Origin of the sequence: Lactiplantibacillus xiangfangensis (genome assembly GCF_001438845.1) — a bacterium.
In the GTDB taxonomy this organism is placed as follows: Bacteria; Bacillota; Bacilli; order Lactobacillales; family Lactobacillaceae; genus Lactiplantibacillus; species Lactiplantibacillus xiangfangensis.
Window position 1 is genome coordinate 90654 of the sequence record NZ_JQCL01000055.1, and the last position, 25814, is coordinate 116467.

The following is a 25814-nucleotide window of genomic DNA, read 5'->3' on the forward strand; positions in this document are numbered from 1 at the left end:
AAATTAATATGCCGAGGACCGGGATCGAACCGGTACGGTTATCACTAACCGCAGGATTTTAAGTCCTGTGCGTCTGCCAATTCCGCCACCCCGGCAAATTAAAAGCGGAAGACGAGATTCGAACTCGCGACCCCCACCATGGCAAGGTGATGTTCTACCACTGAACTACTTCCGCATAAAAATATTAAGTTGTAAATGCCGACTAGAGGATTCGAACCTCCGACCTCCTCATTACTAGTGAGATGCTCTGCCAACTGAGCTAAGTCGGCATGTGCGGGTGAAGGGACTCGAACCCCCACGTCGTAAGACACTAGAACCTAAATCTAGCGCGTCTGCCAGTTCCGCCACACCCGCATGATTGTTATTTAATCATGCCCGTTGTCGCAACTAACAGCCTTACTCGCTTGCCTTTGACAACTATTTAACTTTATCATTCAAGCAAATGATTGTCAACAAGTTTTTATAAATCTTTTTGGATAAATATGCGGTTTCTGTTGCTCAAGCCGTATATTTTCCGACAAGAAATATTATAGCACGGGTCTGAAATTTAGCAAACCCTATTTTGAAAAAAAGTTGATTTATTTCATGTTTTTTCTACTGGCCTACACGATAAAGCCCATTATAGCACCACTTTCTACTTTAAAGACCGTTTTTAAAAATTGTTGTTTCCCACCATAAAGCGAACATTTTCCTAGTCAAATCCCCCGGTTACTTCTGAACCTGTCACTATCATCATTCAAAATTAATACATTTGCCTAAACTAAAATTATTACCCATTCCGTTGAACAAAATCGGTATGCTATAAGCGCTGATGTCAACTGAGCTACAGTCTAAGGACATATACTAATTTTTCCCGCCTCCGGACTTGCTTTACTATTGCTATTTGCATCAGATAATCAGAGGTTGGCACTGATGGCATCGGTCGTGAAGGTGGCCTTCAACCGGCGATTTTCCGGCTTTAGGCCACGGACGGTCCGGGATAATTGCGCATTTTGCAAGTATTCCGGGCGAGGGGCTAGACCGCTCCCCAGGCTAGACCCGGTCCCACGACCGCATGCCATCAGTACCAGCCGGAATAGGTTTATAACCACTATTACAATCGTATTTAATCTCTCAGCTTAACAAGCCTACAAATCAAGTCAAAAAAATGGCTATCAGAAATTTGTTGATTTCTGATAGCCACTTTTAGTATTAATGTCGAACATCGTACCCGCAGGCAGTTGACGACTTAATTAAGCTTGTTTTTCAATTTTTGTTTTACCGTGCATGTAAGGAACCAAGACATCTGGAATCGTGATCGAGCCATCTTCATTTTGGTAGTTTTCCATAATGGCGGCAACGGTCCGGCCAACGGCTAACCCACTACCGTTTAACGTGTGGACGTATTGAAGCTTACCATCGTCATCACGGTATTGAATGTGCGCGCGCCGTGCTTGGAAATCAGTACAGTTTGAGCAACTTGAAATTTCACGGTACTTGTTTTGTTCTGGGAACCAAACTTCCAAGTCATGCGTCATGGCAGCCGTAAAGCTCATGTCACTCGTTGTTAACGTAATAACGTGGTATGGCAAGCCAAGCTTCTTCAATAATGATTCCGCATTATTGGTCAACTTTTCTAATTCATCCCATGAATCTTCAGGCTTTGTAAATTTAACCATTTCAACCTTGTTGAATTGGTGTAAACGAATTAAGCCTTTAGTATCACGACCAGCACTCCCCGCTTCTTCACGGAAAGCAGGACTTAACGCCGTAAAGTAAACCGGCAGCTTTTCAGCTGGGATAACTTCATCGCGGTAGTAGTTAACCAATGGTACTTCCGCCGTTGGAATCAAGCTCAAATCTTGCGTCGTAATCCGGAACGCGTCATTTTTGAACTTAGGAAATTGGCCAGTGCCGTACATTGATTCGTCGGTAACCATGTATGGTGGTAAAACTTCGGTATAGCCTTCCGCTTCGTGTTGATCCAAGAAGAAGTTATAGACGGCCCGTTCCAACTTGGCCCCATCGCCAATGTAGTACAAGAAACGACTACCAGAAACCTTGGCACCACGTTCAAAGTCTAAGATGCCTAAGTCTTCACCTAATGTCCAGTGCGGTTTAGGTTCAAAATCAAACTTCCGGGGTGTTCCGATCCGGCGAAGTTCAACCGAACCATCTTCCGTTGCACTGATTGGAACATCTGGGTGTGGAATATTTGGTAAGTGCGCAGCCATGTCGTATACCTTAGCTTCAGTTGCACGACGTTGTTCATCCAATTCCTTGATTTCAGCACTAACTTTTTGCATTTCAGCAATTTCGCCGCTAGCGTCTTCTTTATTCCGCTTTTTAGTTGAAATTTCACCCGAAACTTGATTCCGAGTTGACTTCAATTGTTCACTCTTAGCAATCAAATCGCGGCGTGCCGTGTCCTCGTCTAATAAAGCGTCAATATCGGCTGGATCCACGTTCCGGTTTCCAAGTTGTTCCTTAACAAAATCTGGTTTCTGACGAATCATTTTGAGATCTAACATATTCTAATCCACGTCCCTTTCGGTAATTTAGCTCATAAAAAAACAGTCTCTCTCCCAACTAATTGGGACGAAGAGACTGCGATTCGCGGTACCACCCAAGTTCAGAATTAATTAAAATTCCACCCTTAAAACGGATAACGGACCTAGCCGTGCAGTATTACCTGCCCACATTGTCGCGTCGGAGTTTCGACTTCCGGTTTACACCAACCACCGGTTCTCTGAACGTCTACTTGAAACGCGCCGTGTTTAATATTCAATGTCTACTATAAGGCATGCATTGCTAAAAGGCAACTAGCTTAGGCTAGCAACTTTTTCATCAATCAATTTAATGACTTCTTTACGGGCTTCTGGATCCGCAACAAAGTCTAACTGGTCACCATCGATTTGCATCTTAGGACTGTGATCATAGTTCGCATACCAATCAATATAACGTTCATTTAACGTTTGGTAATACTTGTAAAGATCGGGATCTTGGTCGATCTGTTCATATGAGCGACCCCGCTTTTGAATCCGTTTTAACATCGTATCAAACGAGATGTTAATGTGGATCAGTAAGTCCGGACTCTTTTGGTGTTCTGCTTCTGGTAATTCTTGCATCATGTTATTCAGCAAAGAATCGTAGATATCGACTTCGGTACTCGTCGCACGACCCAGGTCGCCATTCAAGTGAAATAACAGCGAATCCTCAAAGATCGAACGGTCCAGCACATCCAAGTCGTTCGCAAATGCGGACTTAATGCTGTCCAACCGTTTATTTAAGAAATAAATTTGGAGTAAAAAGGCGTACTTTTTAGGGTCCTTATAAAATAACGGTAAAATGGGATTGTCATCTACGGATTCGTAAAACGCGTGGGAGTCAAAATGGTTGGCAACCAACTGCGTTAAACTCGTCTTGCCGGCACCGATTGTTCCTGACATTACAAGCATGGGGCGTCTCTCCTTTAATATACGTACAATTTCGTTCATTCTTCAAAGCAACACTACATATTGTACGCACCTGTTTACCAAAATGCAATATCTAGGGCGAGTTATGTTAATAGAAATTTACAGCCCCCACCGAAACGGGGATAGACAGGGCTTAACGTCAAAAATCAGTCTGAGACAAAACTCAAAAACCGTTCAGAAGTATCAAATATTTCTGAACGGTTTTTCCTATTGTTATGGTCGAAACGTGGACCAAAAAGCAGTTTGTTCCGCTTAACCCGAAATCAGCGACCATTCCAAACCCAGGAATAATCGCTGATTTCACGTTAATGCTCAAAAACTAACCGCCTTTTGGCCCACTCTTACTATTTTTCATGCGCCTTTAATAAGCTAACGTACTGTTCCAAAGTTAAATTATGCTTCGTGATAAACGCCGCACTCTTTTTACCCACGTAGCGGAAATGCCACGATTCGTAATCAATCCCAGTTGATTTTGCGCCGTCCTTTGGGAAACGCAAGATGAAGCCGTAATCAGCGGCGTGCTTGATCAACCATTGTTGCCCCTTATTCTTATCTGAAGAAGACAATAATTGGTTGTCATGGGTGCTAAACCAATGGGTGTTCATGATATCCGCGGCTAAACCGGTTTCGTGTTCACTACCACTTGGTACCGCCACAAACTCTTTCGTCAACTTCAGCGCCTGCTTAGCAGACTTGCCTTCATTTTCATAGGTCTGAATCGACTGATTCCAGACTTCTTGTTGATAAGCCACTGAACGGTAGCCAGAAACCATCGTGGTCGGGTAACCCGCCTTCTTGGCACCGGCTAAGAAAGCTTCTAACGGTTTCACGATTGAACTGCGAACCGCAATCCCATCAACATCCGACTTGTTGAACGTCATTTCGCCACGCTTATGCCATTTATTAACCAGCACTAGGTCACTATCCGTAGACTTAACACCCTTAGGAAGCGCACTGATCAGTTGTTGTCGCCGCGACTGCTGGCTGGTCTTTTGACTCGCAGTCGCCGTTTTAGCCTTATTCGTTGTCGTGCCACAGCCGCTTAACACGCCTGCTAGCGCAACGAAGGCCAGCCCTTTCAATACTACTTTCTTTGTCATTTTCTCTCTCGCTGCCTTTCTCACTTAGGTTAGCATACCTCGCAAAGTCATAAGGTGTTACTAAATCTTTCTTCAATCTATCTTAACGAATTTGTAATAATTAAACTAGCAATTCGATAATAAAAAAATATAAACATATGTCTGGGGTCAGACGCAAAAAGCCGTTCAGAAATATTGGCTACTTCTGAACGGCTTTTCCTAATTATTATGGTCGAAACGTGTGCCAAAAGGCAATTTGCTTCGCTTAACCCAAAATCAGCGACTATTCCAAACCCAGGAATAATCGCTGATTTTACGTTAATGCTCACAAACTAACCGCCTTTTGGCACACTCTTAACTAATCATCATGATGCGTTTTCGTCAGATCAACTTTATCCAACGGAATCACCTTAGTTCGGTACCGAATCTTGTAGTAAGCGTACAGGATAATGAACAATGGGATACTCATATAAGTGATCCCGATAGCTTGCCAGTCTAACGTGGCAAAGGAATGCAGATCTTGTCCGATAATAACAATCACGCATAGCAAGAATGCAAACCACGGGCCGAATGGGAACCACTTCGCATGGTAGCGAAGTTCACTCAATTGATGGCCCTGCTTCACAAAAGCTTGCCGGAAACGCAAGTGTGAGATGGCAATCCCTAACCAGGCAATAAATCCGGTCAAACCACTCGCTGAGACTAGGAAAATGTAAATTCGTTCACCAAAGAGACTCGATAAGAAAGTTAACAGACCAATGACCGTCGTCCCTAACAAAGCCACGATTGGAATCCCCCGCCGGTTGACCCGACCAAAGGTTTTCGGTGCGTATCCTTGCAGTGATAATGAATACAGCATCCGGGTCGAGGCGTACATCCCCGAGTTAGCTGCGGATAATACCGAGGTCAAGATAACGGCGTTCATCACACTCGCCGCAGCGGCTAAGCCCGCCCGTCTGAAGACTAAGGTAAACGGACTAATTGCAATATCCGTCGCCGATGACCCTAATAGATCTTTTGATGTATAAGGAATAATCGCGGCAATCACAAAGATCGCTAAAATGTAAAATAATAAGATCCGCCAAAAGACTTGTTTGATGGCCTTGGGAATACTCTTTTCCGGCGTTGCTGACTCGCCCGCCGTAATCCCAATTAATTCAGTGCCTTGGAATGAAAACCCAGCCACAACGAAGACGCTCAAAATCGTCGGAATTCCACCAACAAACGGCGCCTTCTTATAAGCAAAGTTGGTTAAGCCGGTCGCGTGACCACCCATAATGCCAAAAATCGTCAAAACACCGACGACTAAGAAGATTAAAACGGTGACCACTTTAATTAGTGACAACCAGTATTCCGTTTCACCGAACGACCGCACTGACAACGCGTTGATCGTAAAGATCAAAATCAACGCCACTAAACTAAAGACCCAGCCTGGAACAGACGGTAACCAGAACTGCATAACAATTGCCGCGGTACTAATATCCACCGCCAACGTAATCGCCCAGTTAAACCAGTAGTTCCAGCCCATCGCAAATCCTAAAGCTGGATCGACAAACCGCGTTGCGTACGTTGAAAATGACCCTGATACGGGTAAGTAGGTCGCCATTTCGCCGAGACTGGTCATTAAAAAGTAAACCATGATCCCAATCCCAACGTAGGCCAGTAGCGCACCACCGGGCCCCGCCGTTGAAATTGCTGAACCGGATGCCACAAACAAACCGGTCCCAATACTACCACCCAATGCAATCATGGATAAGTGCCGTGTCTTTAACGATCGGTGCACTTCCTGATGTTGTTCTTCTGCCATTGCAGAACCTCCAAAAAATCGATTTATATCTAAAAGTGTTCACACCGATTCAGGTAAGCTCAACCAAAATAAAAAGTCCCTTTGCAAACTGCGCAAAAAGACTTTAATCAGATTGATTGACTAATGCTGATTTCATCGTCGATAGCGCCCCGCAACTATTCCAGCTGCGACAGTCCTTGATTTATTCAACCAAGGCCCAACGGACAAACCGGTCACAAGTTTGTCGATTTCGGCGGTCGTCCCTTTCACCAACGCTCGCGGACGGTGACCCGTCTCCCGTTGGTTACTGATGTTAACCGCATCCTCTTCTTTCGATATACTCAACCATTATACAAAACCCCAGTTGGTTTGACAACTGGGGTTGGTGATTCATTTTAATAAAATTGGTCAGGCAGCATGGTTTGACCCAGTGCTTTGTTGTCCGAATAGTCGATTGGAATATCCACGACGACCGGGCCCTGTGTCTTGAACGCTTGGTCCAAGACTTGATCTAAATCTTGTGGCTTTTCCACACGAAGACCAGTAGCGCCAAAGCTTTCCGCGTATTTCACGAAATCAACCGGGCCAAATTTAACCGCGGCGTCTTCACCGTACTTCATTTCTTCTTGGAACTTAACCATGTCATAGGTGCCGTCATTCCAGATCAAGTGCACGATGTTCAAGTTCATCCGCACGGCCGTTTCTAAGTCTTGCGAAGAAAACAGGAACCCCCCGTCACCAGAAACTGAGACAATCTGCGTATTTGGTCGAACTAACGCTGCGGCGATCGCCCAAGGCAACGCCACACCTAATGTTTGCATCCCGTTACTGAATAATAAGTGACGTGGTTCGTAACTCCGGAAATGCCGGGCCATCCAGATGTAATGGCTCCCAACATCAACCGTCACGGTCATCTCGTCAGTCACCCGTTTTTGCAAGGCAGAAATAACGGATAACGGATGATTTAAGTCGGACTTTTGATCAATATTTGGCACAAAGTCGCGGTTTTGTAACCGTTCCTGTAAGCCGTCGAGATAAGTCTGTGAATCGGCACTTAAGTTATACCCATTCATGTATGGCAACAAGAAATCAAGCGTCTGTGCGATATCGCCCACAAGTTCCGTTTCTGGTTGGAAGTTATGGTCAATTTCAGAACGCATATCATCGATGACAACGATTCGAGCTTTACCTTCAGCGTTCCAGTTCCGTGGCTCGTATTCGATTGGGTCGTAACCCACGGCGATCACCAAGTCGGACTTCTTAAGTAACATATCCCCTGGTTGGTTCCGGAATAGGCCCACGCGACCAAAGAAATGATGTGCTTCAAGGTCCCGTGAAATGACCCCGGCAGCTTGGAAAGTTTCGACAACTGGCAAGTTAGCCGCAGTCACCAAGTTACGAATAGCCTTCGTAACTTCTGGTGATGAAGCCCGCATCCCGACCAGCAAGACTGGTAACTTAGCCGCCTTAATTTTTTGAGCTAATAAAGTGGTTTCAACGGGACTTGCTGGTCCTAATTTTGGTGCTTGCAGTGGGGTAATAACTGGTGTGCGGACTACTGAATCGGTCACATCTTGTGGGATGCTGACAAAACTAGCCCCCTGCTTAGCAGCCGTTGCTTCTTGATAAGCGTTCGCAATGACTTCAGAGATGTTTTCAGGTTCTTGCACTTCAGCCGTATACTTCGTAATTGGTTTAAAGAGCGCAGCGTTATTCATGCTTTGATGCGTCAACCGGAGTAAGTCTGCCCGTTGGACTTGCCCAGAAATGGCCAAGACGGGGTCCCCTTCCGCCGTAGCGGTAACTAATCCGGTTGCTAAGTTACTGGCACCAGGACCAGAAGTCGTCAAAACGACCCCTGGTTTGCCCGTAATCCGACCGATACCGGCCGCAATGAAAGCTGCATTTTGTTCATGGCGAGTAACCACCATTTTGGGACTCTTAGGGTTAACTGGGTGTTCAAGTCGTTCAAAGACCCGGTCAATCTTTGCGCCGGGAATCCCAAATACATATTTAACATCATGGTTGACCAGACTATCGACGATTGCGTCCGCACCATAGTATTTATTCTCTGCCATTTCTGTCTCCTCTATTTTCTATCTTTGTGAAAATCATTGTTAGAATACCATAAATAACGTTGTAAGCATAGGAATTTAAGGCTTGTGAAAAAGTATATAACTTGATTGTTCTGAAAAGATAAGCTAAACCTTGATAGGTCGAATCCAAATCTAGTAAAGCGCATACAATTCAACTTAACTTTGTGGGTCTGCTCACTTGTCCGCCCGTAACCGCGCCAAAATCGTATTTAATTGCGCCATTTTATCCTCTGACTGGTTGGTCCAATCCAAGACGGGAATCTCCTTAACGGCTAGAAGTTCCTTAATTAAGGTCGCAATCTTCTGTTGGTCTAAGAATTCAAGCCACAGCTGATCCGCTTGTGAAAAAATAGTGTTGACGACCTTAGTCCCCTCATAAGCAACGGGTTCAACGTCCTTAAAGACTTGGTCAAAATACCCCCGATCAGGAAACGTGTGTAACGTTCCTTCAATGGCTGACACCACGTCCTTAATAGAAATCTCTTCTGGCGATTTAGCCAAGTGGACCCCGCCGTTATTGCCGCTGCTTGATAGCACAAGCCCGGCAACAACCAATTTACGAATGATTTTGCGAATATAACTGGCAGAGCCACCTATCCGCTCGTGCAAGACATCGGCAGTCAACGGCTTTTCTGGCTGCTGTGTCGCTAACAAAACAAGGACACAAGCAGCCTGTTCAAATGATTTAGCAAGTTGCATTTTGTTCATCCCCTAGCGTGGTCGCTAAGCCCACGCATTCATAAAACAATTCCGTTTGACCGGCTCCAAACGGCGCATAGTCTGGATGCGTCACGGCATCGTATTGTCGAAACCCGCCGTGTTCTAAGATTAACTTAGACGCAAGGTTGTCCGCCAAACAACTCGCCGTGATCCGTCTTAATTTTAACTCATTAAAGCCATATTGTTGGATTAGACGCACGGCCGCCGTCATCATTCCGCGACGCCAATAATCCATATTCAACATATAGCCCAGGTCCATTTGTCGCGGAGCCGGTTCTCCGTAACGGTTCATTCGTTCATACAAACCAACACTGCCGATAACTTTTCCCGTCGCCACTAGTTCGAGCGCAAAAACCTGAGGCAGGTTTAATTGCTGTTTCAGTAAGAAGCCGGCCTCGGTCACACTATGGGCGACCGTAAAACCGGCCGGTGTGGCAATCGCTTGATTAGCGACCAACTCGTAGTAGTCCGTCACGTCCGCTGCCGTAAACGGCCTTAATCTGAGTTGTTCTCCCTGTGCTGTAACCGTAACCATTCCCATTTTTGTTCCACCCGTCTTGCGTTATAATAGTTATGTTAACCATATCAATTGAGGTGATTGCATGCAAGTTATTCAACAAAAATTAGCGGGTAGCACTGCCCAATTAACCGGCTTTTTACACCAACCGGACGAAAACGCGCACCAAACGACCCTGCCGGCAATCATTATTGTCCCCGGTGGGTCGTATACCCACATTCCAACTGGTCAAGCTGAAACTTTAGCGATGGCCTTCGCTGGTCACGGCTACCAAGCGTTCTACTTAGAATACACGTTGCTTGGCGACCAAACACCATTGGAGCTAGCACCGGTCCTCGACTTAGGACAGGCTATGCAACTGATTCACGAAAAAGCGGACGCTTGGCATATCGACACTGACCAGGTTACACCGGCTGGTTTCAGCGTTGGGGGTCACGTGGTCGCATTGTACAATGACTATTGGTCAACTAAAGTAGCTGATCAGTTAGCCGTTACACCCGCAACCTTGCGCCCACAGCAAGTTATTTTAGGCTACCCGGTCATTAGTCCCAACTTAGGATTTCCTAAGGATGCTGCGACCGTCGCTACTTGGAGTGGCACCCCAGACTTAATCGCCGCGGAAAAACACGTTAGCGCCGACAACCGGCCGACGTTTATCTGGGTAACCGCTGACGATCCAATCGTTCCGGCAACCAATTCATTGGCGTACGCCACGGCGTTAGCTCAGGCCAAAATTCCTTACGAGCTCCACGTTTTCAACCACGGGCCGCACGGTTTAGCGCTAGCTAACGAACAGACTGCGTGGAAGGCCGATGCTAATCAGCCCCACGCCGCTCACTGGCTAACGTTGGCTTTAGAATGGTTGCGTACCAATCAGATTTAAAACCGGTATTAAAAAAGGAGACTCATTGCGAGTCTCCTTTTATATTGCGATTAAATTAGTAAATTGACTTTATAAATAAGAACGATAGAATAGCTTCCACTGTAACAAGTTCCGTGCCCATAAGACGTAGAACCACTCCATGACTTGCCCCCACGTCCACGCTAGTAAGACCGCGCCAATCGTATCGGTTGGGTAGTGCGCGGATAAGTAAACCCGTGAAAAGATGACTAACAATAGCCACACGATGCTTCCCCACTTCACAATTTGTGCGGTGCGAAAACTAGGCAATTCCGGGACAACCAAGATTATCACGACACTGACTAGGACGAACGTTCCCAAAACGTGCCCACTCGGGAAACTGTACCCCGTATCAGCAGCTAAATGATTGATGGGCCGAACCCGCGCAATCAAGTGTTTGGCAATTGCCCCCAGTACCATGGCCCCCGCCATATAGCCTAGCGACCAAGCAGCTTGAATCTTATACTTAAATCCATACATTAAAAATGCCAGGATCACCAACCATAACACGTCTTTCATTGGCGAAGCAATCCAACTAACCACTTTATAAAAGGCGACAAAGAACCCACTGTTACTAACCTGTACTAGTGAAGTTGCACCAGCATCGAACAAATCAATGCCAATCGCACCAGAACTAATGAAATAACTGAGGTAAGCAAACAAAATGACGCCAATGACAAACTTGATCGGCCGGCTACGCGACTTATCGATCATCAAAACAAGAACCCCCATTAATATTAAAATCAGTAAAATTATACCATAATCCAGTAATTGACCGAGCAAAACCTTAATATCGAGTGGGCCGAACATTAAAAAAAACCAAAGAAATCACGAATTCTGCACTATTTCTTCTAAAAACCGGTATGATTAAACACGGAATTTAGAACGCGGGGATGAAAGGTTACGTGGATTCAGTTCCCGTCAGCCCCAAAAAATGCTAAACTTAGGTAAAGTTTTTCTACATTACCATTGGAGGAAGAGTTCATGGAAGATATGCCAAGTCGTTCAGAATTGCATCGCGATGAACATCGGGGCAATGGCCCCAAGGGAAAAGGCCCCAAGAAGAGTCATCCCGTTCGCAATACAATTTTAATTATTATTGCCGTGTTATTGGTTGGAACCGGGGCTTTTGCAGCTCGAACCTACTTTAACGCTCGTAAAGCTGCTAACACAGCTTTCAATAGTAGTGGTATCAAAAAATCACGGAATACGAGTGCCGTTTTAAACGGTAAAAAACCAGTATCAATCCTATTGTTAGGAACCGATACCGGTGCGCTTGGCCGGGACTATAAGGGCCGGACTGATACAATCATCTTGGCCACTATCAACCCCAAGACAAAGACAACGACGTTAGTGAGTCTACCGCGTGACTCAGAAGTTGCCGTTTCTGGTTTTGAGCAAGACTTTCCAACTAAGCTAAACGCGGCTTATGCTTACGGTAGTGCCGGGACAACGATTACGACCATTCAAAAATGGTTAAACGTTCCAATTGACTACTACGCCTTGATCAACATGGGTGGGATGAAGAAAGTTGTCAATGAAATCGGTGGCGTCGACATTACACCGATCAGAACGTTTACTTACGAAGGCTACCATTACACGAAGGGCGTTAAGACCCACATGAATGGTGACAAAGCCTTACAATACTCACGGATGCGTTATCAAGATCCATTAGGTGACTATGGCCGGCAACAACGTCAACGTCAGTTAATTACGGCCATTCTGGGTGAAAGTACTAGCGCTTCTAACTTGTTGAAACAGGACTTCTTACAGTCATTAGCTAAACAAACTAGAACTGATTTAACGTTTAATAACCTAACTAGCCTCTTCTCAAATTACCGGGTTGCAACTAAGAACGTGGTTTCTGACCACGCTCAAGGTAGCGGTAAGATGATTAGCGGTCAGTCCTTCGAAGTCGTTCCTCAAACAGAAAAGCAACGGGTTACCAACGTTCTTCGTAAGTCCTTAGACCTTAAGGCAGCCACTACTGGCGAACGTTTCGCTAACCAAAACTAAACAGGTTTCTAAGTCATTCGCAATCATGCGGGTGGCTTTTTTTGTGATTCCATCTCAATTCACCCCGTCCGCTTTCATTCACACCAAAAAACACGCTGACAGACGCTTCAGCGTGTTTTTGTTATTTTCCTATTAAAGTATCTTTTAGATAAGTCACTGGCCCAAACGATATTCAACAATATTATTCCAGATAGTAAATTGGGATATGCACAATCTGGCACTTTGTCTACTCAGACTTTGGTCAGCTTCAATGCACCACCTCCTTCTAGCTAATCAGCTTTATTTGAATTCATGGATAATCGGGTTAAGATAGTTATAGGAATACTCCAATCCCTTTTTAACTTCTTCATTGTTACCAGCAAAGCGCCGATCTTCATGTTCGATGCTAAAGTAAGTATCAAAGCCAATATCCTTTAGCGTGTTATAAAACTCACTCCAATTAATATCACCCAGGCCCGGAATTACTGGTGTCCAGAATCCCAGATCTTCTTCGTGTTCGCGATTCAACTTCTTACCAAAAATGCCGTAATACTTAAACCGGTCTTCATCAACAATGACATCCTTCGCATCCACATGGAAAATTCGATCTTTATAATCACGTAGCGCCCGCAAATAATCAATGTGCAACCAATGCAAATGTGATGGATCAAAGTTCAGTCCGAACGATTTGCTTGGAACTCGTTTAAACATTTCATCCCAAAGTTCTGGAGAATATGAAATTGTCCCTGGTAATCCATCTTCTTGCCATCCTGGCATCGGACAATTTTCAATCATTAGCTTGACACCGTGCTGTTCTGCAAAGCCAACTAGTTCATTAAATAGTACTTCAAATTCGTCAAAATTCTCTTCTAATGATTTAGTCTGGTCCTTACCGATAAAGCAACCCACCAGTGGTGTACCTAGACGATCGGCTGCTTCAATAACAGCTTTAAGATGATTTTTATATTTATCCCGAATTTTCTTATCAGGATGTAGCATATTATCATAGTAAGCAAGACTGGAAAACTCAATATGATATTCCTTCTGCCAGCTCTTGATATTTTTGACATCTTGAACCGTCAAATTTTCAACGTCAATATCACTCCCAGAATAATCACGACTATTATCTCTAGGCCAACATGAAACATCTAGTGCTGTAAAGCCAACATCATGAGCATAAGCCATCTTTTCTTCTAATGTCATGTTTTGCAAACAGCCTGTTAAAAATCCAAACTTCATACTTTCTCACTCCTTACTTTAAAAAAACACAACTTTATTTTGACGTCCTGATTCAAAAATCTTTTGAATCACTTGCAACGTCCACATTACTTCTGAATTCTTCACGAGCGGCTCTTCTTTACCATCAATCCAAGCCACAAAGTTTCTATAAAAGTCACATACGTCCGTTTCGACCTGTGGTAGCTGATGATGCTTAATACTGTTATCCGTTCTTGGCGCCATCGTCTTGGTGAAACCCGCCCCAGCTTCAACTGGAACAGCATCTTGTGCCAATTTTCCTTCTAACGTGACGTATTCACCGTGCAGATCGAAATCTTTAATAATTGCAGTCCCGGTTGATCCACTCATATACCATTCAGGTAACTTAATGAAGTTCGTTGTACCAACCTCAAGTAATGCCCGCATATGATCATCAAATCGCAAAATAATTCGGAAGCCATCGTCGACTTCGTGTCCCAGAGCTCCGCTTAAGTCAGCATATACACTGACTAATCGATTATTCTTTTTTAGCATTAAGATTCGATCCAACAAGTGAACACACCAGTCATAAATCATACCGCCACCGTGTTCGACCGTTCGCCGCCAGTCATCTGGTACTCCTCGCGAACCCTGCACCCGATTCTCAATATCATAAACTTGTCCAAGTGTATGTTCATCGTATAATTTCTTAATCATCTGATAGTTCTCATCCCAACGACGATTTTGGTCTACCATGAAACACCGCTTGGTTTCCGTTGCTACATCTAGGATGTCTTGAAAGTCTGATGTTGACAACGTCACTGGCTTTTCACAAATAACATGCTTTCCTGCGTTCATCGCGTCGATTGCAAGCTGCTTATGAGCATCATTTGGAGTTGCAATGAGTACAATATCAACTGCTTGATCATTTAGAACTTCCGGATAATCTGTATAAGTCCGATACCCTGCCGACTGTGCTGATTTTGTCTTTTCAGCATCCCAGTCATAAATACCCCGCACATTAATTTCACTAACATTTTGTAGGCGTTCCAAATGACGCTTCCCCATACCGCCATAGCCAATTAACACTAAATTCTTAGTCATCTTTACTCATTCCTTTATCGCTAAAATTTCTTTCAAATAAGCAAGGCTCAGCTGTAATCCCCTTTCAGGATCATCGATTGAACCATAGCCATTAGAATTCTTATATTCCACTTGAACAGGACCCTCGAAACCTTTCTTGGACAAAACACTAAATAATTTTTCCCAATTTAAATCTCCATACCCTGCCAGTGTTGGCTGATAATAACCAAAGTCATACTTATGTGTTTGGTCAATTTTTTTGCCGTATATTCCATACCGCCCAATGTCGTTTTGCTTAGTTGTAATATCCTTAACATGTACACTATAAATGCGATTTGAAAAATCTTTGGCAGCTTGAATATAATCGATCCCCATCCAAGCCAAATGAGACGGGTCGAAATTCAATCCATAATTTTGATTTGGAACTAGTTCGAACATTCGTTGCCACATCTCGGGTGTATATGAGATTGTTGCTGGATACCCTTCTGGATCCCACGTTGGCATCGGACAATTTTCTATCAGTACCGTTACGTCCTTTTTAGCTGCAAAGGCGACAATATCCGAAAACACTCGTGCATATTCTTCAAAGTTATCTGCTAATGAAACATTGGGATTTTTACCGATATAAGTACCGACATATGGAACCTTCAAGTCACCCGCTAAGGCAATTACTCGTTTAAGATGCTGAAGATTATGTTGCTGCTGTTGCCGATCTGGGTGTAGCATATTCTCATAAAAAGCTAACGTATGGATTGTAATCTGCTCATGATTCAATAATTTTTTAATTGATAATAAGTCTTGAGAACCGTAATGATCTGCGTCTATATCACACTGCTTGGGATGACCAACCGGCCAACAAGCGACCTCTAACGTGGTATAGCCGAGCCGATGTGCAACCTTTACCTTTTCCGCAAAACTTCCCGTTAAACAGTTTGTTATAAAACCGATTTTAGCCACATTAACCCCTCCTCTTATCACATAAACACCGTTCATACTTTTAAACTTACTATTTTAATTACCGTCATAAAAAGAGTAGTTGCTTCGCTACTTTGCAAGCAAACTACTCTTAATTTTCAATCAATTTTATTCAACTAAAAGTAATTTACGCTTATGATCACCAGTGGTGGTTTCACTAATTAAAGTATCAATGACCGGTGGCATATACGAAGAACTAAACAGGTAATCAACTTTAACATCATGGTATCCCATTGAAAGCCCACCTGGTTTAACAACGAACAACGTTGCTGGTTCTAATAAGTTCCACATTATATCTCCGGTTTGAGACAATTCATCTACTGAATAGACCTTGTTCCCAAACTTCCATTTAATTTGGTCAGGCTTATATTCTTCACCATCTACAAAAACGCTTCCTGGACGAATCTGGGACAACCAAATGCCTCGATAATAAACTAATCGTACTCGCACTTGGAAACCAGTTACTGTACCATCTTCAGACACTGTATTCTTAAAACCACGCGCTTGAATTAAATCTTTTTCTAACATTATTTCACACCCTATTCTCCAAGTAATTTCTTAAGCATAATCTGATGACGCTTGATTTGTTCAGAAGTATGTCCAGGGACATCAGCCTTAGCACCTTCATATTCACTAATCATCCAGCCACCCCAATTATGTTTTCTTAACAAAGCCATAATCTTGTTATATGGGATAACAACTTCACGGAAGTTTTCGTCAACTTTCATAAACTTTGCGTGACAAATAATTGTATATTTGATGAATTGTTCAAAATCAGAAACTGGACTGTGTTCTTGATCAGGGTGTGGGAAGCCGTCGTCGTATCCAACTAATGCATTTTTGCCTTCTTGGAATAGACTAAAGTCAACGTTCAAGCCAAAGCGATCAGTGCCTTCTTTTTCAATAAAGTTACAGTAGTCCCAAACCATTTTTGAATCCAATAAACTTGGGCTATGGATTTCTGGACACATGTAGACGTCATATTCTTCAGCTAACTCTAGTGCTCCCTTGATAAAGTCAGGCCAATTTTTAACTGGTGTTAAAGTATCATCAATGACACCTAACTTGGTTCGTAAGATTTTAAAGCCCATTTTATGTGCGAGTTTAAAGTCACGTTCCAAAATATCAATACTTTCCTGAGTCGATAATTCACGACCAGCATACTCACGTGAATCAACCCATTGGGCATATTCGGCTGGTTCAAGGCCATACTTGTTTAGTGAGCGCTTCCATTTTTCAATCCATTCATCGGATACATATGGATATTCTGGGATGTGTGAATTAGCAAGGATTTCAATGCCTTTAGCACCCGTATCACTAATGTCACGCATAATATCATCCAAATTCATTGTTAAACCAAACTCTTTGTTATAGCTATACGCAGTGACTCCGCGTTTAATTGTATTTGTCATACTATCACCTTTTTTAAATCATTTTTTTAATTCCGCATACCGTTTTTCTTCACGCTTATCGATCGAGATAGTTAAGAGATGTACAACAATCAGGCATCCTAAAATTACTGATGAAATAACAACTCCTAATGTAGGCGATTGATTATGAAGTACAGATGCAGCAATACCACCAACATAAGGTGCACAGAAAATCCCAATATTAATTGCAATCAATGCATAACCAGAAATTTTTGCACTAACCTTTTCAGAAACAACTTGGAACAATTCATAAAAGATATAACTTGCCACAAACCCTGAACCAAACGCCATAATCATTACTAATACTGCACTTAAATAAATATTGGCTGTCACAGGAATTAACAAGTAGGCCCCTAAAATCATAACTAGACCAATCAGAAATGTTGAACGCCCAAACGTCTTAAATACTTTCCCAAAAATGAGTCCTGTTATAATCGAGATAAAGTTAATTAATCCCATAATAAAGGCTGCTTGTTGTGGCGTACCAAACCCATTTCCGACTAAAATCTGTGCGTATTTAATTTGATAAAGTAAAACTGCAATGTACAGGAAGAACATGAACAGTAAATATTTCCAGGCAGAAAAGCCTAATCGATCTGCGTGTGACTCATTCGTCTTTTCCTCTACTTCTTGTTCTTTTTCATCCTCATCAGTTAATTCAACGTCTGGCGAAAATAGTAAAACTAAGAAAAAGATAATTAAGATAACGGAATATGCTAAGAAACTATATCGCCATCCTAATGGCATCAAGAAACCAACTGTATACGTCAAAATAATATTGACAATATTGGTAAATGAACTACCATAACCAACCATTTCTGCTTGCTCAGTTCCCACATAAACGTGTGAAATAACTGTATATACTAATGGGTTAATTAGCCCAATCCCAGCGCCATAAACGAAGCGACACAATAATATTAAATAAATATTATTTAAGAAAAACGGCATAATCCCAAAAACAAATGCAGTTCCCAACCCAATCAGTGAAGTCTTTTTAGTACCTAATTTTTTTGCAACATATGGGCTTAATAAGATAAATAGTAAAATTGATAAGCTCGGAATAGTGGCTGTCGATTCAACCGTAGAGCTAGCAACGTTACGGAAACTGTCTTTCATAAGTGGAATAGCACCTGAAACAACGGCGGCAGACGCCGCATCAATCGAAATCAATAACACTGAAATTCTTACTAGCCAGCTATTCCTATTCTTTTTAACATCCATTTACTACACTCTCCTGCTATTAGTTACATACCATCGCATTTGTGCTAACCCTAGTTGTTAAAAAGGACTGGCTTACCAGATGCTGCAGATTTATAAATAGCATCTAAGATTTTAGTAACCATCAATGCTTGTTCTGGCTTAACTAATGGTTCTGTATGGTTCATAACAGCGTCGATCCATTGTTTAGCATCTTCAACAGCTTCACCGCTTGCATCGCCTTCAAAGAAGTCGATTGAACCTTCTGGACTCAACTTTTCTTCGGTCAAAAGCCCGTTATGTCCACGGTTATAAACTAATTGGTCATTTGGATAGCTCATGCCATGATAATCTTCAGCACCTGCTTTAGTCCCACATAACGTCGTTGCAGCTTCCCGTGATTCACGAACATTGAGTGCCCATGCAGATTCCAAGAAGATCGTTGCGCCATTTTCCATTTTAATAAATCCAAAAGCTGAGTCTTCAACTTCATAGGTATCCGGATTCCATGGCCCAAACATGTTTCCTTCGGTCGCTTGTTGTAAATGGCCTAGCTTATCAAAAGTTGATCCCATAACAGATACTGGCTTGTAGTTATCCATGCACCAGAGTGTAATATCAAGTGAATGAGTACCAATATCAATCAATGGGCCCCCGCCTTGCTTAGACTTATCCGGAAATACACCCCAAGTTGGTACGGCCCGACGACGAACAGCGTGCGCCTTAGCAAAGTAAATATCGCCTAATTCACCATCAACACATGACTTATGCAATGCTTGAACGTCTTTACGGAAACGGTTTTGATAGCCAATCGTAAATTGCTTTCCAGATTTTTTCCATGCATCAATCATCTTTTGAGCAGCAACGGGGTCATTTGACATTGGCTTTTCACAGTAGACATTTTTCCCTGCTTCGAACGCCGCAATTGTAATCGGAGCATGCGCAACGTTTGGAGTTAAGACATTCACAATATCAATACTGTCATCTTTTAATAATTCATGATAATCCGTATATACTTTTGCATCTTTACTCCCATGTTCTTTAGCTGCTTTTTCAGCCCGTTCTGGAATAATGTCACAAAATGCAACTAGGTCAACCTTATCTTTTAATTGGCTTAATGCTGGGAAATGCTTTCCATTGGCAATCCCACCACAACCAACAATACCAATACGTAGTTTCTTCATTACTGTCACTCCTATTATTTTTTTAGCAGCTTTCTTATCTGCCTTACAAGTTATATATTACCGTGTAAGCGTTTTATATTCTTACAACTTCTAATGCGACTAGAACCGATAAATTGACCAATTATTTAAAAAATGACTTGTTTGGTCAATTTATGCTAAGCAAATTTTGACCAAACATTATCAATACCCTAGTTTCAATTCCTAGCCAAATAAAAAAAGCAATGTCAGTTACCATCTAATCGGTAATTAACATCACTTTTTAAAAGATTCTACTTTAAATTGTCATCCATGATTCACTTTTTAGTAAATACGCCACCAACAACTTGTTCAGGTCTAGCATTTTTGACATCATTCATATCAAAAATGTCTCCAGATGGACACTTAGTAATAATGGCAAAAATTGCTGTCCCACAATTTGCCTCTCTAAGCATGGTCAAATCAACCTCAGCAATCTTTTGCCCTACTGATACAGATTCACCCTCCGTTGTTAAGATCTTGAATGGTGCACCACCAAGCTGGAAAGTATTAACTCCCAGGTGAATCAATATTTCAGTGCCATTCATCGTTCTAATACCCAAAGCATGGCCGTCAAAAAATACATTGATAATTTTACCTTCAGCTGGAGAAACAATCTCTCCATTTACTGGTAGTATTGCGAAGCCAGTCCCTAAAACGGGCTGTCCGCTTTGGGGATCTCTAATATTTTTCAGCCGAGTGACCTCTCCGGCGACCATTGCATGTATACTTTCAACTCGATCACTATAACTACTTTTATCTCTGAATTGGCTAACATGTGATTGTTTGGACAGATTATTTTCTGTTAAATCTATCATTTCCCGTTGCTTATTCAATGCTAATCCAATTTCATTATTTCGTTTTTCAGTTAACGGGTAAAAAGACAACGGAATTAAGCATAGTAACCACAACGCACCGTAAACAAGGTTTACGACCCCGTTAATCCCAAATTGTGCAAGTGGAGATTGTTGTTGATTAGCAATATATCCTACTGCTGACATGATAGCCAATCCAAGTGATGCGCCAAACGCCGACCCTAATTTTACTGACAATGACACAATGGCATATGAAGTACCGTCTGCACGCACACCAAATTTGCTTTCACCATAGTTTATGGCATCAGCCACCATTGCCATAGGAATTGGCATAACAAAATTAAAAAGACCATATATAAAATCAAAAATAATTAGCATTGTAATTGATTTAAACTGGGTGACCTGTCCAATTATGAACATTAAGATTAAGCTTATGCCGCACCCTAAATAGCCAATCCGGCACATAACCTTACGTCCCACCTTAGTTACTAATCCTTTTGTAAAATAAATACCAATAATTCCCCCTACAGATGGTAAAGTCATAAAAACCGCAATCAAATCAAAGCGTTTCAAGTCATACATAACGTAATAGACTAGCGTCCCAATTCTTCCAAACATGGCTAACATACCGATGAACATGATGCAAAACAATAACATCAATGGCCGATTCTTCAGAATTATTTTAAAAGTTGTCCTAAAAGATACCTTAGTCTCACTCTCAACTGGCCGTACATTCTCATGGCATTTGTTACCAACTAACCAAAACATGGGAACGGCAATTAAAGCAAACACCACTGCTGTTAAAAAGTAACCCCGGGCATCGGGTTCCTTGCCAACAGAAAAATAACTCAAAAGAATTGGCGTTACTGCTGTGATTAAAACCGAGCTCAAATTCGTTCCAATCATTCTGTATGAAGACAGCTGGGCTAAGTCATCCTGATCCGTTGTCATGACCGTTGCCAATGAACCGTATGACAAGTTAACTACGGTAAATAGCAATCCGCAGATAAAGTACATCACAAATGCAAGTATGATTGCTAAACGACCAGAACCGAACTTGGTAAAACTCAAAACGGAGAAAAGTGCTAAGAAAGGTGCTCCGTATATAATATAAGGACGAAAACGTCCTAACGATGTCCTAGTACGCTCAGCTATCCCTCCAAATACAGGATCCCAAATACCGTCAAAAATTCGCGCTAACATGATTAGAATCGAAGTAAGTAGCGGTGCAATCCCAACAATATCAGTATAAAAAACCGTCAAATAACCACCAATAAAGGTCCAGCAGAGATTACTTGCAAAGTCCCCCATCCCATAAATAATAAGTTCTGAGCGTTTTAATTTTAACTTTGAAAGATTTGGATTTACACGTTCCATAAAGCGAAGCCTCCCAAACAACCAAAAATGTTGCTATGTTCCGAAATGTTATCGCTTTCATTCTAAAGTAAACGTCCTTATTTTTCTCTTGTCGTTTTGTATTTTGCTAAGCATTATTCTCATAACGATTATCTGAAACAATCCCATTTCAAAAACTGCTCAGTAATTTTCGTGCATTAATAAAAAAACTGGACACCTTTGCCCAGCTTTAACCTAAGTTCACTTTAAAAAAGAATGACTAATACTATTCTGTTTTCTAATGTGGATTATGAAAAAATTATTCGATTCTATCTGATACTTTAAAGTCAAACAATCATTTACTGCTTTGGCAACTTGGAGTGATACATCCACCATATTGTTTTGATGCGCCAATATTCCAATATCAGAACTAGTTAAAGATTTAGAAAAATCAAACTTCCGCCAGTCATCAATAATATCCCGCTGGCATTTAAAAAGCCGAACTTCATAATCGCCAGCCTTAACTCCCCTTACCAAAACACTAATATCAGTAATGTGTTTGGGAAGGTGTTCCTTGATATTCCTAGGATCTGATAAATCGGTGGCTGCAGTAAACAGCGGGACTTGCAGATCATAACCTAAAATATAAATATCATTATCAACATATCCAGCAAATATTTCATCTGATAGCTTCGACACGTGACTTGTGGAAAAAAATTCATCCAACGTTTTTAGTGCTGTCAAAGATGGCTTAATTATCCCATTATCAGTCAAAAGACCAGGGCCAGCAGTGACCGTACTATTTAAATTAAAGGAAGCCTGAAAGATATCTGATCCCAAAACATATCCAAAACCATTAATTAGATGCGCAACGTGCGCAATTTTATCAATCAAATATGCACCTGAAAATAACGTATCTTGTAGGTAATCTTTTGCACCAAGGTACATTCCAATTTCAGAAATAAAAATTGGGCCCGCAAAATTGGCTCTCAACTTTGTTAATCGATCCTGTAGTAGATTTTGGCTCTCAACAAAAGTTGAATTAAAGTTAAAAAATTTATCTTCATTAGTATTTAATTCAGATTCATCCCAAAAATAGCGACAAGTAATAAAATCAAAATCACTTTCGGAAAAGGCTTCATACAGTTGACAGGTATAAACTAAGTTTTCACCAATCCCACCAACCATTGCGTTCGGCAATACTTGTTTTATTCCCGATTTTATCAATCGATACGCGGTCACCACGTCTTTACCATTAACATTCCCCGTACTGAACTGAATCTCAAACCGCCACTTTTCAACAAGATTCTCATTTAAATAATTTCCAAACGAAGACAGTACAAGTTTTAAACTATAGATGCTTTCAGGAATAATACTTGCGTCACTAATGTTGATTGTGATCCATGGCGTCAAATGCTTCACTAAGCAATAATCAACTAGTCTCCTAATTCTTTTCAACGGAAAATGGTCTGCATCAGTAAACCACTCGATTGGAACACAAATTCTCGCAAACTTAAAATTGACACTTTCCATCAGTTTGTCAATGTGTTCCTTCCACTCGTCACTATCATTATTTTCAATGTTACCCAAATTCAAAATCATTTTTAGATCTGGAACATAGCTCTTCTTCGTATCGTCTTGTGTAACTTTGACATTAACTACCGATGAGTTATCAGCAACTAAAGGTGATGAAGTCAATAAAGTTCTCGTTCTTCCCCATGAAGCTTTACTCTCAGAACTTACAGTATCATCTTCAATTGATAACTGATACTTTTTTCGATAGTCTGTCGGAGTCATATGGTACTTGATTTTAAAAGCGCGATTAAAACTGGAAAGACTATTAAATCCATTGTTTAAAGCAACCTGTGCAACTAATTGGTTTGATGATAATAAAGTGTTTTCAGCATGTGCTAATCGTTCGTTGGTCACGAAATCCTTAAAGTTAACACCGGTTTGCTTCTTGAAATATTTTGAAAAGTAACTGGGTTCCATAAAGAAATGGTGAGCAACCTTTTCGAGATCCATTTCGTCACTAAAGTGTAACCGAATGTAGGCTTTCATCGAATCCTTTTCCTTATTACCATTTAACTGCATGCCTGCATAATTCAGTATCAATAAATTAGCCAACTCGTATCCTCGCCCGATTGCAAACATGTTTAGCTGACTATCATCAGAAGAAATCGCTTTTAGCATTGATTTTATGACGACACTAACCTGTTGATTATGCTTAGATTTCTTTTCATTGTTAAAATAAAAATCATTAATTGAGAGTAGCTCACTTAGCCGTTCAATATTAAATTCCAAATACAGGATAAGATTAACCGCTTCACTAGAAGTTAATTCAACTTGATCACCACTGTTTAATAAAACAAAATCATCAAGGACAACTTTGGTATCTTTACCATTTATTTTACAATCAAAGATTCCATCCAAAATATAAATAATACTCGGTCGCGAAATCAAATACTTTTTTTGTTTAATATCGTGATCAATCGTTCCTGTGGCAATCGTTTCCACTTTAAAATTCATCTTTCTACTCCCTTAGGCTATACACCTTATTAAGCTTCTAACTATTGCTATTGACACTTTGTCTTCTTGCCAATTCATTTGAGTCTGTTCTTGTATAGATAACAACTCACTATTCCATGTGCGCACGCCGCCACTGGAGCATGCAGAACGCAATCAAGCGGTTAAGGAGTTCTGCCAGCAAAAAGCCCAATGCAATGGCACCCGTAATCATAATCACTTGCAAAGTGAACCCAACCGCTTGCCGGTACTGGCCCAGCGCAAAGTTGCGCACCATTTGATAAGCCTGACTCCCCGGCACGAAAGAAACTAAACTCGGAATATTAAAAATAATTGCTGGCATCTTTTTATAATGGGCCGCCACGCTACTCAGCACGCCAATTCCTAGTGACCCGATGAGACTACCAAAAACAACGCCACCGTCGAAGGCCTGCACGATTAAGTAGCCGCCCCACGTCAGCGTCCCAATCCATCCCGCCACGTTGAGGGCCTGGTGCGGGATATTAATAATTAGGCCAAATCCTAGAACGGCAACGTAGGCCAAAATCAGTTGTCCAATAATTCCCATTAGTCCGCCCCCTAAAATAACGTAATCACAACGGCAATGCCAAAGCCGAGCGCCGCCGCACTAATCAGCGCTTCCACTCCACGCGCCGGACCACTCACAAAGTTTCCGGCCAAGGTGTCACGAACTGCGTTAGTCAGCGGGACACCGGGTACTAACGGCATCAACGCGCCAATAATAATGTCATTGACATTCGTTCCCCAACCGATCTGGACGGCCCATTCGGCACCAAACCCAATCATCAGGGCCGCCGTTAGCTCACTCAAAAATTTGATCTTTAAGTACCGGTTCAATAAGTAAAAAATCAGGTAACCGAGTGTTCCCATCACTACCGTTGGCCAAGTGTTTTCAATCTCTTGGCGAAACATGATCATCAGTGGTCCGCTAACTAGCGCCGCCCCCAGTAATTGTAACCAGAGTGGGAATGACCGCGACGCTTGGTCCAGTGTACTGAGACGTTGGTGTAGCGTCGGCAGATCAATCGTGTTTGCGGCGAATTCTCGTGACAGCTGATTAACCTGCGCCACTTTTTCGAGGTCAATCGTGCGTCTGTTCACCGCCGCAATCTGAGTCGCATTCCGGCCCTGAATCGACATCATGACCCCAGTAATCGTCACGTACGTATTCGCCGAGATAACACCCGCATTTTGCGCAATCCGCATCATCGTATCATCCACCCGTGAAATTTCCGAGCCATTTTCCACCATGATCCGGCCAGCCTGTAAACAGGTTGCAATGATCAATTCATCCGCAGTCATTTCGACCACCCCCATTTTACTTGTACCACTCGTTCTTCAAAACTGTTTCTAGTATCTACGAAAGGGCTACCAATTGTCAATCGCATCTATCCAAGTTTGCCCATACCAAACACGACGGTACAAAAAAACGGCTCTAGAATATTGGGTGTTGATGGAAATCCATCAACACCCAATTTTTGTGTAAA

22 protein-coding genes, 4 tRNA genes and 1 riboswitch are annotated in these 25814 nt (G+C 42.1%); of the genes, 2 read left to right on the forward strand and 24 right to left on the reverse strand.

Annotated features, from left to right (window positions below):
* Window positions 1-9: 9 nt before the first annotated feature.
* From IV64_RS05345 to IV64_RS05395, 12 genes are all read right to left on the reverse strand, one after another.
* Window positions 10-95, reverse strand: a tRNA-Leu gene (locus IV64_RS05345).
* A gap of 8 nt (window positions 96-103) precedes the next feature.
* A tRNA-Gly gene (locus tag IV64_RS05350) sits at window positions 104-175 on the reverse strand.
* A 21-nt stretch (window positions 176-196) separates the two neighbouring features.
* A tRNA-Thr gene (locus tag IV64_RS05355) sits at window positions 197-269 on the reverse strand.
* Between the two features lie 3 nt (window positions 270-272).
* Window positions 273-354: transfer RNA gene (locus IV64_RS05360), tRNA-Leu, on the reverse strand.
* 542 nt (window positions 355-896) lie between these two features.
* Window positions 897-1061, reverse strand: a complete 165-nt coding sequence (locus tag IV64_RS14335; protein ID WP_157061053.1) for a hypothetical protein — start codon at window positions 1059-1061, stop codon at window positions 897-899.
* Between the two features lie 171 nt (window positions 1062-1232).
* Window positions 1233-2510, reverse strand: coding sequence for a serine--tRNA ligase (serS, locus tag IV64_RS05365; RefSeq protein ID WP_057706109.1), 1278 nt, complete (start codon window positions 2508-2510; stop codon window positions 1233-1235).
* Between the two features lie 291 nt (window positions 2511-2801).
* Window positions 2802-3437, reverse strand: coding sequence for a deoxynucleoside kinase (locus tag IV64_RS05370; protein ID WP_057706110.1), 636 nt, complete (start codon window positions 3435-3437; stop codon window positions 2802-2804).
* A 362-nt stretch (window positions 3438-3799) separates the two neighbouring features.
* Window positions 3800-4555, reverse strand: a complete 756-nt coding sequence (locus IV64_RS05375; RefSeq protein WP_057706111.1) for a M15 family metallopeptidase — start codon at window positions 4553-4555, stop codon at window positions 3800-3802.
* A gap of 337 nt (window positions 4556-4892) precedes the next feature.
* Window positions 4893-6341 carry an amino acid permease gene (locus IV64_RS05380; RefSeq protein WP_057706112.1) on the reverse strand — a complete coding sequence of 483 codons (1449 nt, stop codon included), beginning with the start codon at window positions 6339-6341 and terminating at the stop codon, window positions 4893-4895.
* A 134-nt stretch (window positions 6342-6475) separates the two neighbouring features.
* A riboswitch (Lysine riboswitch) is annotated at window positions 6476-6657 on the reverse strand.
* 58 nt (window positions 6658-6715) lie between these two features.
* Window positions 6716-8398, reverse strand: coding sequence for an acetolactate synthase AlsS (gene alsS, locus IV64_RS05385; RefSeq protein WP_057706113.1), 1683 nt, complete (start codon window positions 8396-8398; stop codon window positions 6716-6718).
* Window positions 8399-8590: 192 nt separating this feature from the next.
* Window positions 8591-9115 (reverse strand): RrF2 family transcriptional regulator, encoded by a 525-nt coding sequence (locus IV64_RS05390; RefSeq protein ID WP_057706114.1) that lies wholly within the window; start codon window positions 9113-9115, stop codon window positions 8591-8593.
* Complete coding sequence (locus IV64_RS05395; RefSeq protein WP_057706115.1) at window positions 9102-9677, reverse strand: GNAT family N-acetyltransferase; 576 nt, start codon at window positions 9675-9677, stop codon at window positions 9102-9104. The genes IV64_RS05390 and IV64_RS05395 overlap by 14 nt, the downstream gene beginning before the upstream one ends.
* Window positions 9678-9738: 61 nt before the next feature.
* Between IV64_RS05395 and IV64_RS05400 the strand changes: the two genes are divergently transcribed.
* Entirely contained in the window at window positions 9739-10536 is a 798-nt protein-coding gene (locus IV64_RS05400; protein WP_057706116.1) for a lp_1002 family arylesterase, read from the forward strand.
* Window positions 10537-10605: 69 nt separating this feature from the next.
* Here IV64_RS05400 and IV64_RS05405 read toward each other — a convergent pair whose 3' ends face one another.
* On the reverse strand, window positions 10606-11268 hold the full coding sequence (locus IV64_RS05405) for a phosphatase PAP2 family protein (protein WP_057706117.1): 663 nt from the start codon (window positions 11266-11268) through the stop codon (window positions 10606-10608).
* A 270-nt stretch (window positions 11269-11538) separates the two neighbouring features.
* Between IV64_RS05405 and IV64_RS05410 the strand changes: the two genes are divergently transcribed.
* Window positions 11539-12570 (forward strand): LCP family glycopolymer transferase, encoded by a 1032-nt coding sequence (locus IV64_RS05410; protein WP_057706118.1) that lies wholly within the window; start codon window positions 11539-11541, stop codon window positions 12568-12570.
* 279 nt (window positions 12571-12849) lie between these two features.
* Here the strand turns inward: IV64_RS05410 and IV64_RS05415 are convergent, their stop codons facing one another.
* From IV64_RS05415 to IV64_RS05465, 11 genes are all read right to left on the reverse strand, one after another.
* The gene (locus IV64_RS05415; protein WP_057706119.1) at window positions 12850-13788 is read right to left on the reverse strand and encodes a sugar phosphate isomerase/epimerase family protein; all 939 of its coding nucleotides are present in this window, start codon (window positions 13786-13788) and stop codon (window positions 12850-12852) included.
* Between the two features lie 18 nt (window positions 13789-13806).
* A complete protein-coding gene (locus IV64_RS05420; RefSeq protein ID WP_057706120.1) occupies window positions 13807-14850 on the reverse strand; it encodes a Gfo/Idh/MocA family protein in 1044 nt (347 codons plus the stop codon).
* A gap of 6 nt (window positions 14851-14856) precedes the next feature.
* Window positions 14857-15786, reverse strand: a complete 930-nt coding sequence (locus IV64_RS05425) for a sugar phosphate isomerase/epimerase family protein (protein ID WP_057706121.1) — start codon at window positions 15784-15786, stop codon at window positions 14857-14859.
* Window positions 15787-15912: 126 nt separating this feature from the next.
* Window positions 15913-16332: a C-glycoside deglycosidase beta subunit domain-containing protein gene (locus IV64_RS05430; protein ID WP_057706122.1), complete on the reverse strand. Its 420-nt coding sequence runs from the start codon at window positions 16330-16332 to the stop codon at window positions 15913-15915.
* 11 nt (window positions 16333-16343) lie between these two features.
* Window positions 16344-17216 (reverse strand): sugar phosphate isomerase/epimerase family protein, encoded by an 873-nt coding sequence (locus IV64_RS05435; RefSeq protein WP_057706123.1) that lies wholly within the window; start codon window positions 17214-17216, stop codon window positions 16344-16346.
* An 18-nt stretch (window positions 17217-17234) separates the two neighbouring features.
* Window positions 17235-18455: an MFS transporter gene (locus IV64_RS05440; RefSeq protein ID WP_057706124.1), complete on the reverse strand. Its 1221-nt coding sequence runs from the start codon at window positions 18453-18455 to the stop codon at window positions 17235-17237.
* Between the two features lie 50 nt (window positions 18456-18505).
* A complete protein-coding gene (locus tag IV64_RS05445) occupies window positions 18506-19615 on the reverse strand; it encodes a Gfo/Idh/MocA family protein (protein ID WP_057706125.1) in 1110 nt (369 codons plus the stop codon).
* Between the two features lie 293 nt (window positions 19616-19908).
* Window positions 19909-21822 carry a glycoside-pentoside-hexuronide (GPH):cation symporter gene (locus IV64_RS05450; RefSeq protein WP_057706126.1) on the reverse strand — a complete coding sequence of 638 codons (1914 nt, stop codon included), beginning with the start codon at window positions 21820-21822 and terminating at the stop codon, window positions 19909-19911.
* A 219-nt stretch (window positions 21823-22041) separates the two neighbouring features.
* Window positions 22042-24309: a helix-turn-helix domain-containing protein gene (locus IV64_RS05455; protein WP_057706127.1), complete on the reverse strand. Its 2268-nt coding sequence runs from the start codon at window positions 24307-24309 to the stop codon at window positions 22042-22044.
* Window positions 24310-24418: 109 nt separating this feature from the next.
* The gene (locus tag IV64_RS05460) at window positions 24419-24874 is read right to left on the reverse strand and encodes a threonine/serine exporter family protein (RefSeq protein WP_057706128.1); all 456 of its coding nucleotides are present in this window, start codon (window positions 24872-24874) and stop codon (window positions 24419-24421) included.
* A gap of 11 nt (window positions 24875-24885) precedes the next feature.
* On the reverse strand, window positions 24886-25629 hold the full coding sequence (locus IV64_RS05465) for a threonine/serine exporter family protein (protein ID WP_057706129.1): 744 nt from the start codon (window positions 25627-25629) through the stop codon (window positions 24886-24888).
* Window positions 25630-25814: the final 185 nt, after the last annotated feature.

Coding starts and splice junctions, on each gene's coding strand:
- IV64_RS14335 (WP_157061053.1), bottom strand. CDS start 1,061: ATGGCATGCGGTCGTGGGACCGGGTCTAGCCTGGGGAGCGGTCTAGCC.
- serS (WP_057706109.1), bottom strand. CDS start 2,510: ATGTTAGATCTCAAAATGATTCGTCAGAAACCAGATTTTGTTAAGGAA.
- IV64_RS05370 (WP_057706110.1), bottom strand. CDS start 3,437: ATGCTTGTAATGTCAGGAACAATCGGTGCCGGCAAGACGAGTTTAACG.
- IV64_RS05375 (WP_057706111.1), bottom strand. CDS start 4,555: ATGACAAAGAAAGTAGTATTGAAAGGGCTGGCCTTCGTTGCGCTAGCA.
- IV64_RS05380 (WP_057706112.1), bottom strand. CDS start 6,341: ATGGCAGAAGAACAACATCAGGAAGTGCACCGATCGTTAAAGACACGG.
- alsS (WP_057706113.1), bottom strand. CDS start 8,398: ATGGCAGAGAATAAATACTATGGTGCGGACGCAATCGTCGATAGTCTG.
- IV64_RS05390 (WP_057706114.1), bottom strand. CDS start 9,115: ATGCAACTTGCTAAATCATTTGAACAGGCTGCTTGTGTCCTTGTTTTG.
- IV64_RS05395 (WP_057706115.1), bottom strand. CDS start 9,677: ATGGGAATGGTTACGGTTACAGCACAGGGAGAACAACTCAGATTAAGG.
- IV64_RS05400 (WP_057706116.1), top strand. CDS start 9,739: ATGCAAGTTATTCAACAAAAATTAGCGGGTAGCACTGCCCAATTAACC.
- IV64_RS05405 (WP_057706117.1), bottom strand. CDS start 11,268: ATGATCGATAAGTCGCGTAGCCGGCCGATCAAGTTTGTCATTGGCGTC.
- IV64_RS05410 (WP_057706118.1), top strand. CDS start 11,539: ATGGAAGATATGCCAAGTCGTTCAGAATTGCATCGCGATGAACATCGG.
- IV64_RS05415 (WP_057706119.1), bottom strand. CDS start 13,788: ATGAAGTTTGGATTTTTAACAGGCTGTTTGCAAAACATGACATTAGAA.
- IV64_RS05420 (WP_057706120.1), bottom strand. CDS start 14,850: ATGACTAAGAATTTAGTGTTAATTGGCTATGGCGGTATGGGGAAGCGT.
- IV64_RS05430 (WP_057706122.1), bottom strand. CDS start 16,332: ATGTTAGAAAAAGATTTAATTCAAGCGCGTGGTTTTAAGAATACAGTG.
- IV64_RS05435 (WP_057706123.1), bottom strand. CDS start 17,216: ATGACAAATACAATTAAACGCGGAGTCACTGCGTATAGCTATAACAAA.
- IV64_RS05440 (WP_057706124.1), bottom strand. CDS start 18,455: ATGGATGTTAAAAAGAATAGGAATAGCTGGCTAGTAAGAATTTCAGTG.
- IV64_RS05445 (WP_057706125.1), bottom strand. CDS start 19,615: ATGAAGAAACTACGTATTGGTATTGTTGGTTGTGGTGGGATTGCCAAT.
- IV64_RS05450 (WP_057706126.1), bottom strand. CDS start 21,822: ATGGAACGTGTAAATCCAAATCTTTCAAAGTTAAAATTAAAACGCTCA.
- IV64_RS05455 (WP_057706127.1), bottom strand. CDS start 24,309: ATGAATTTTAAAGTGGAAACGATTGCCACAGGAACGATTGATCACGAT.
- IV64_RS05460 (WP_057706128.1), bottom strand. CDS start 24,874: ATGGGAATTATTGGACAACTGATTTTGGCCTACGTTGCCGTTCTAGGA.
- IV64_RS05465 (WP_057706129.1), bottom strand. CDS start 25,629: ATGACTGCGGATGAATTGATCATTGCAACCTGTTTACAGGCTGGCCGG.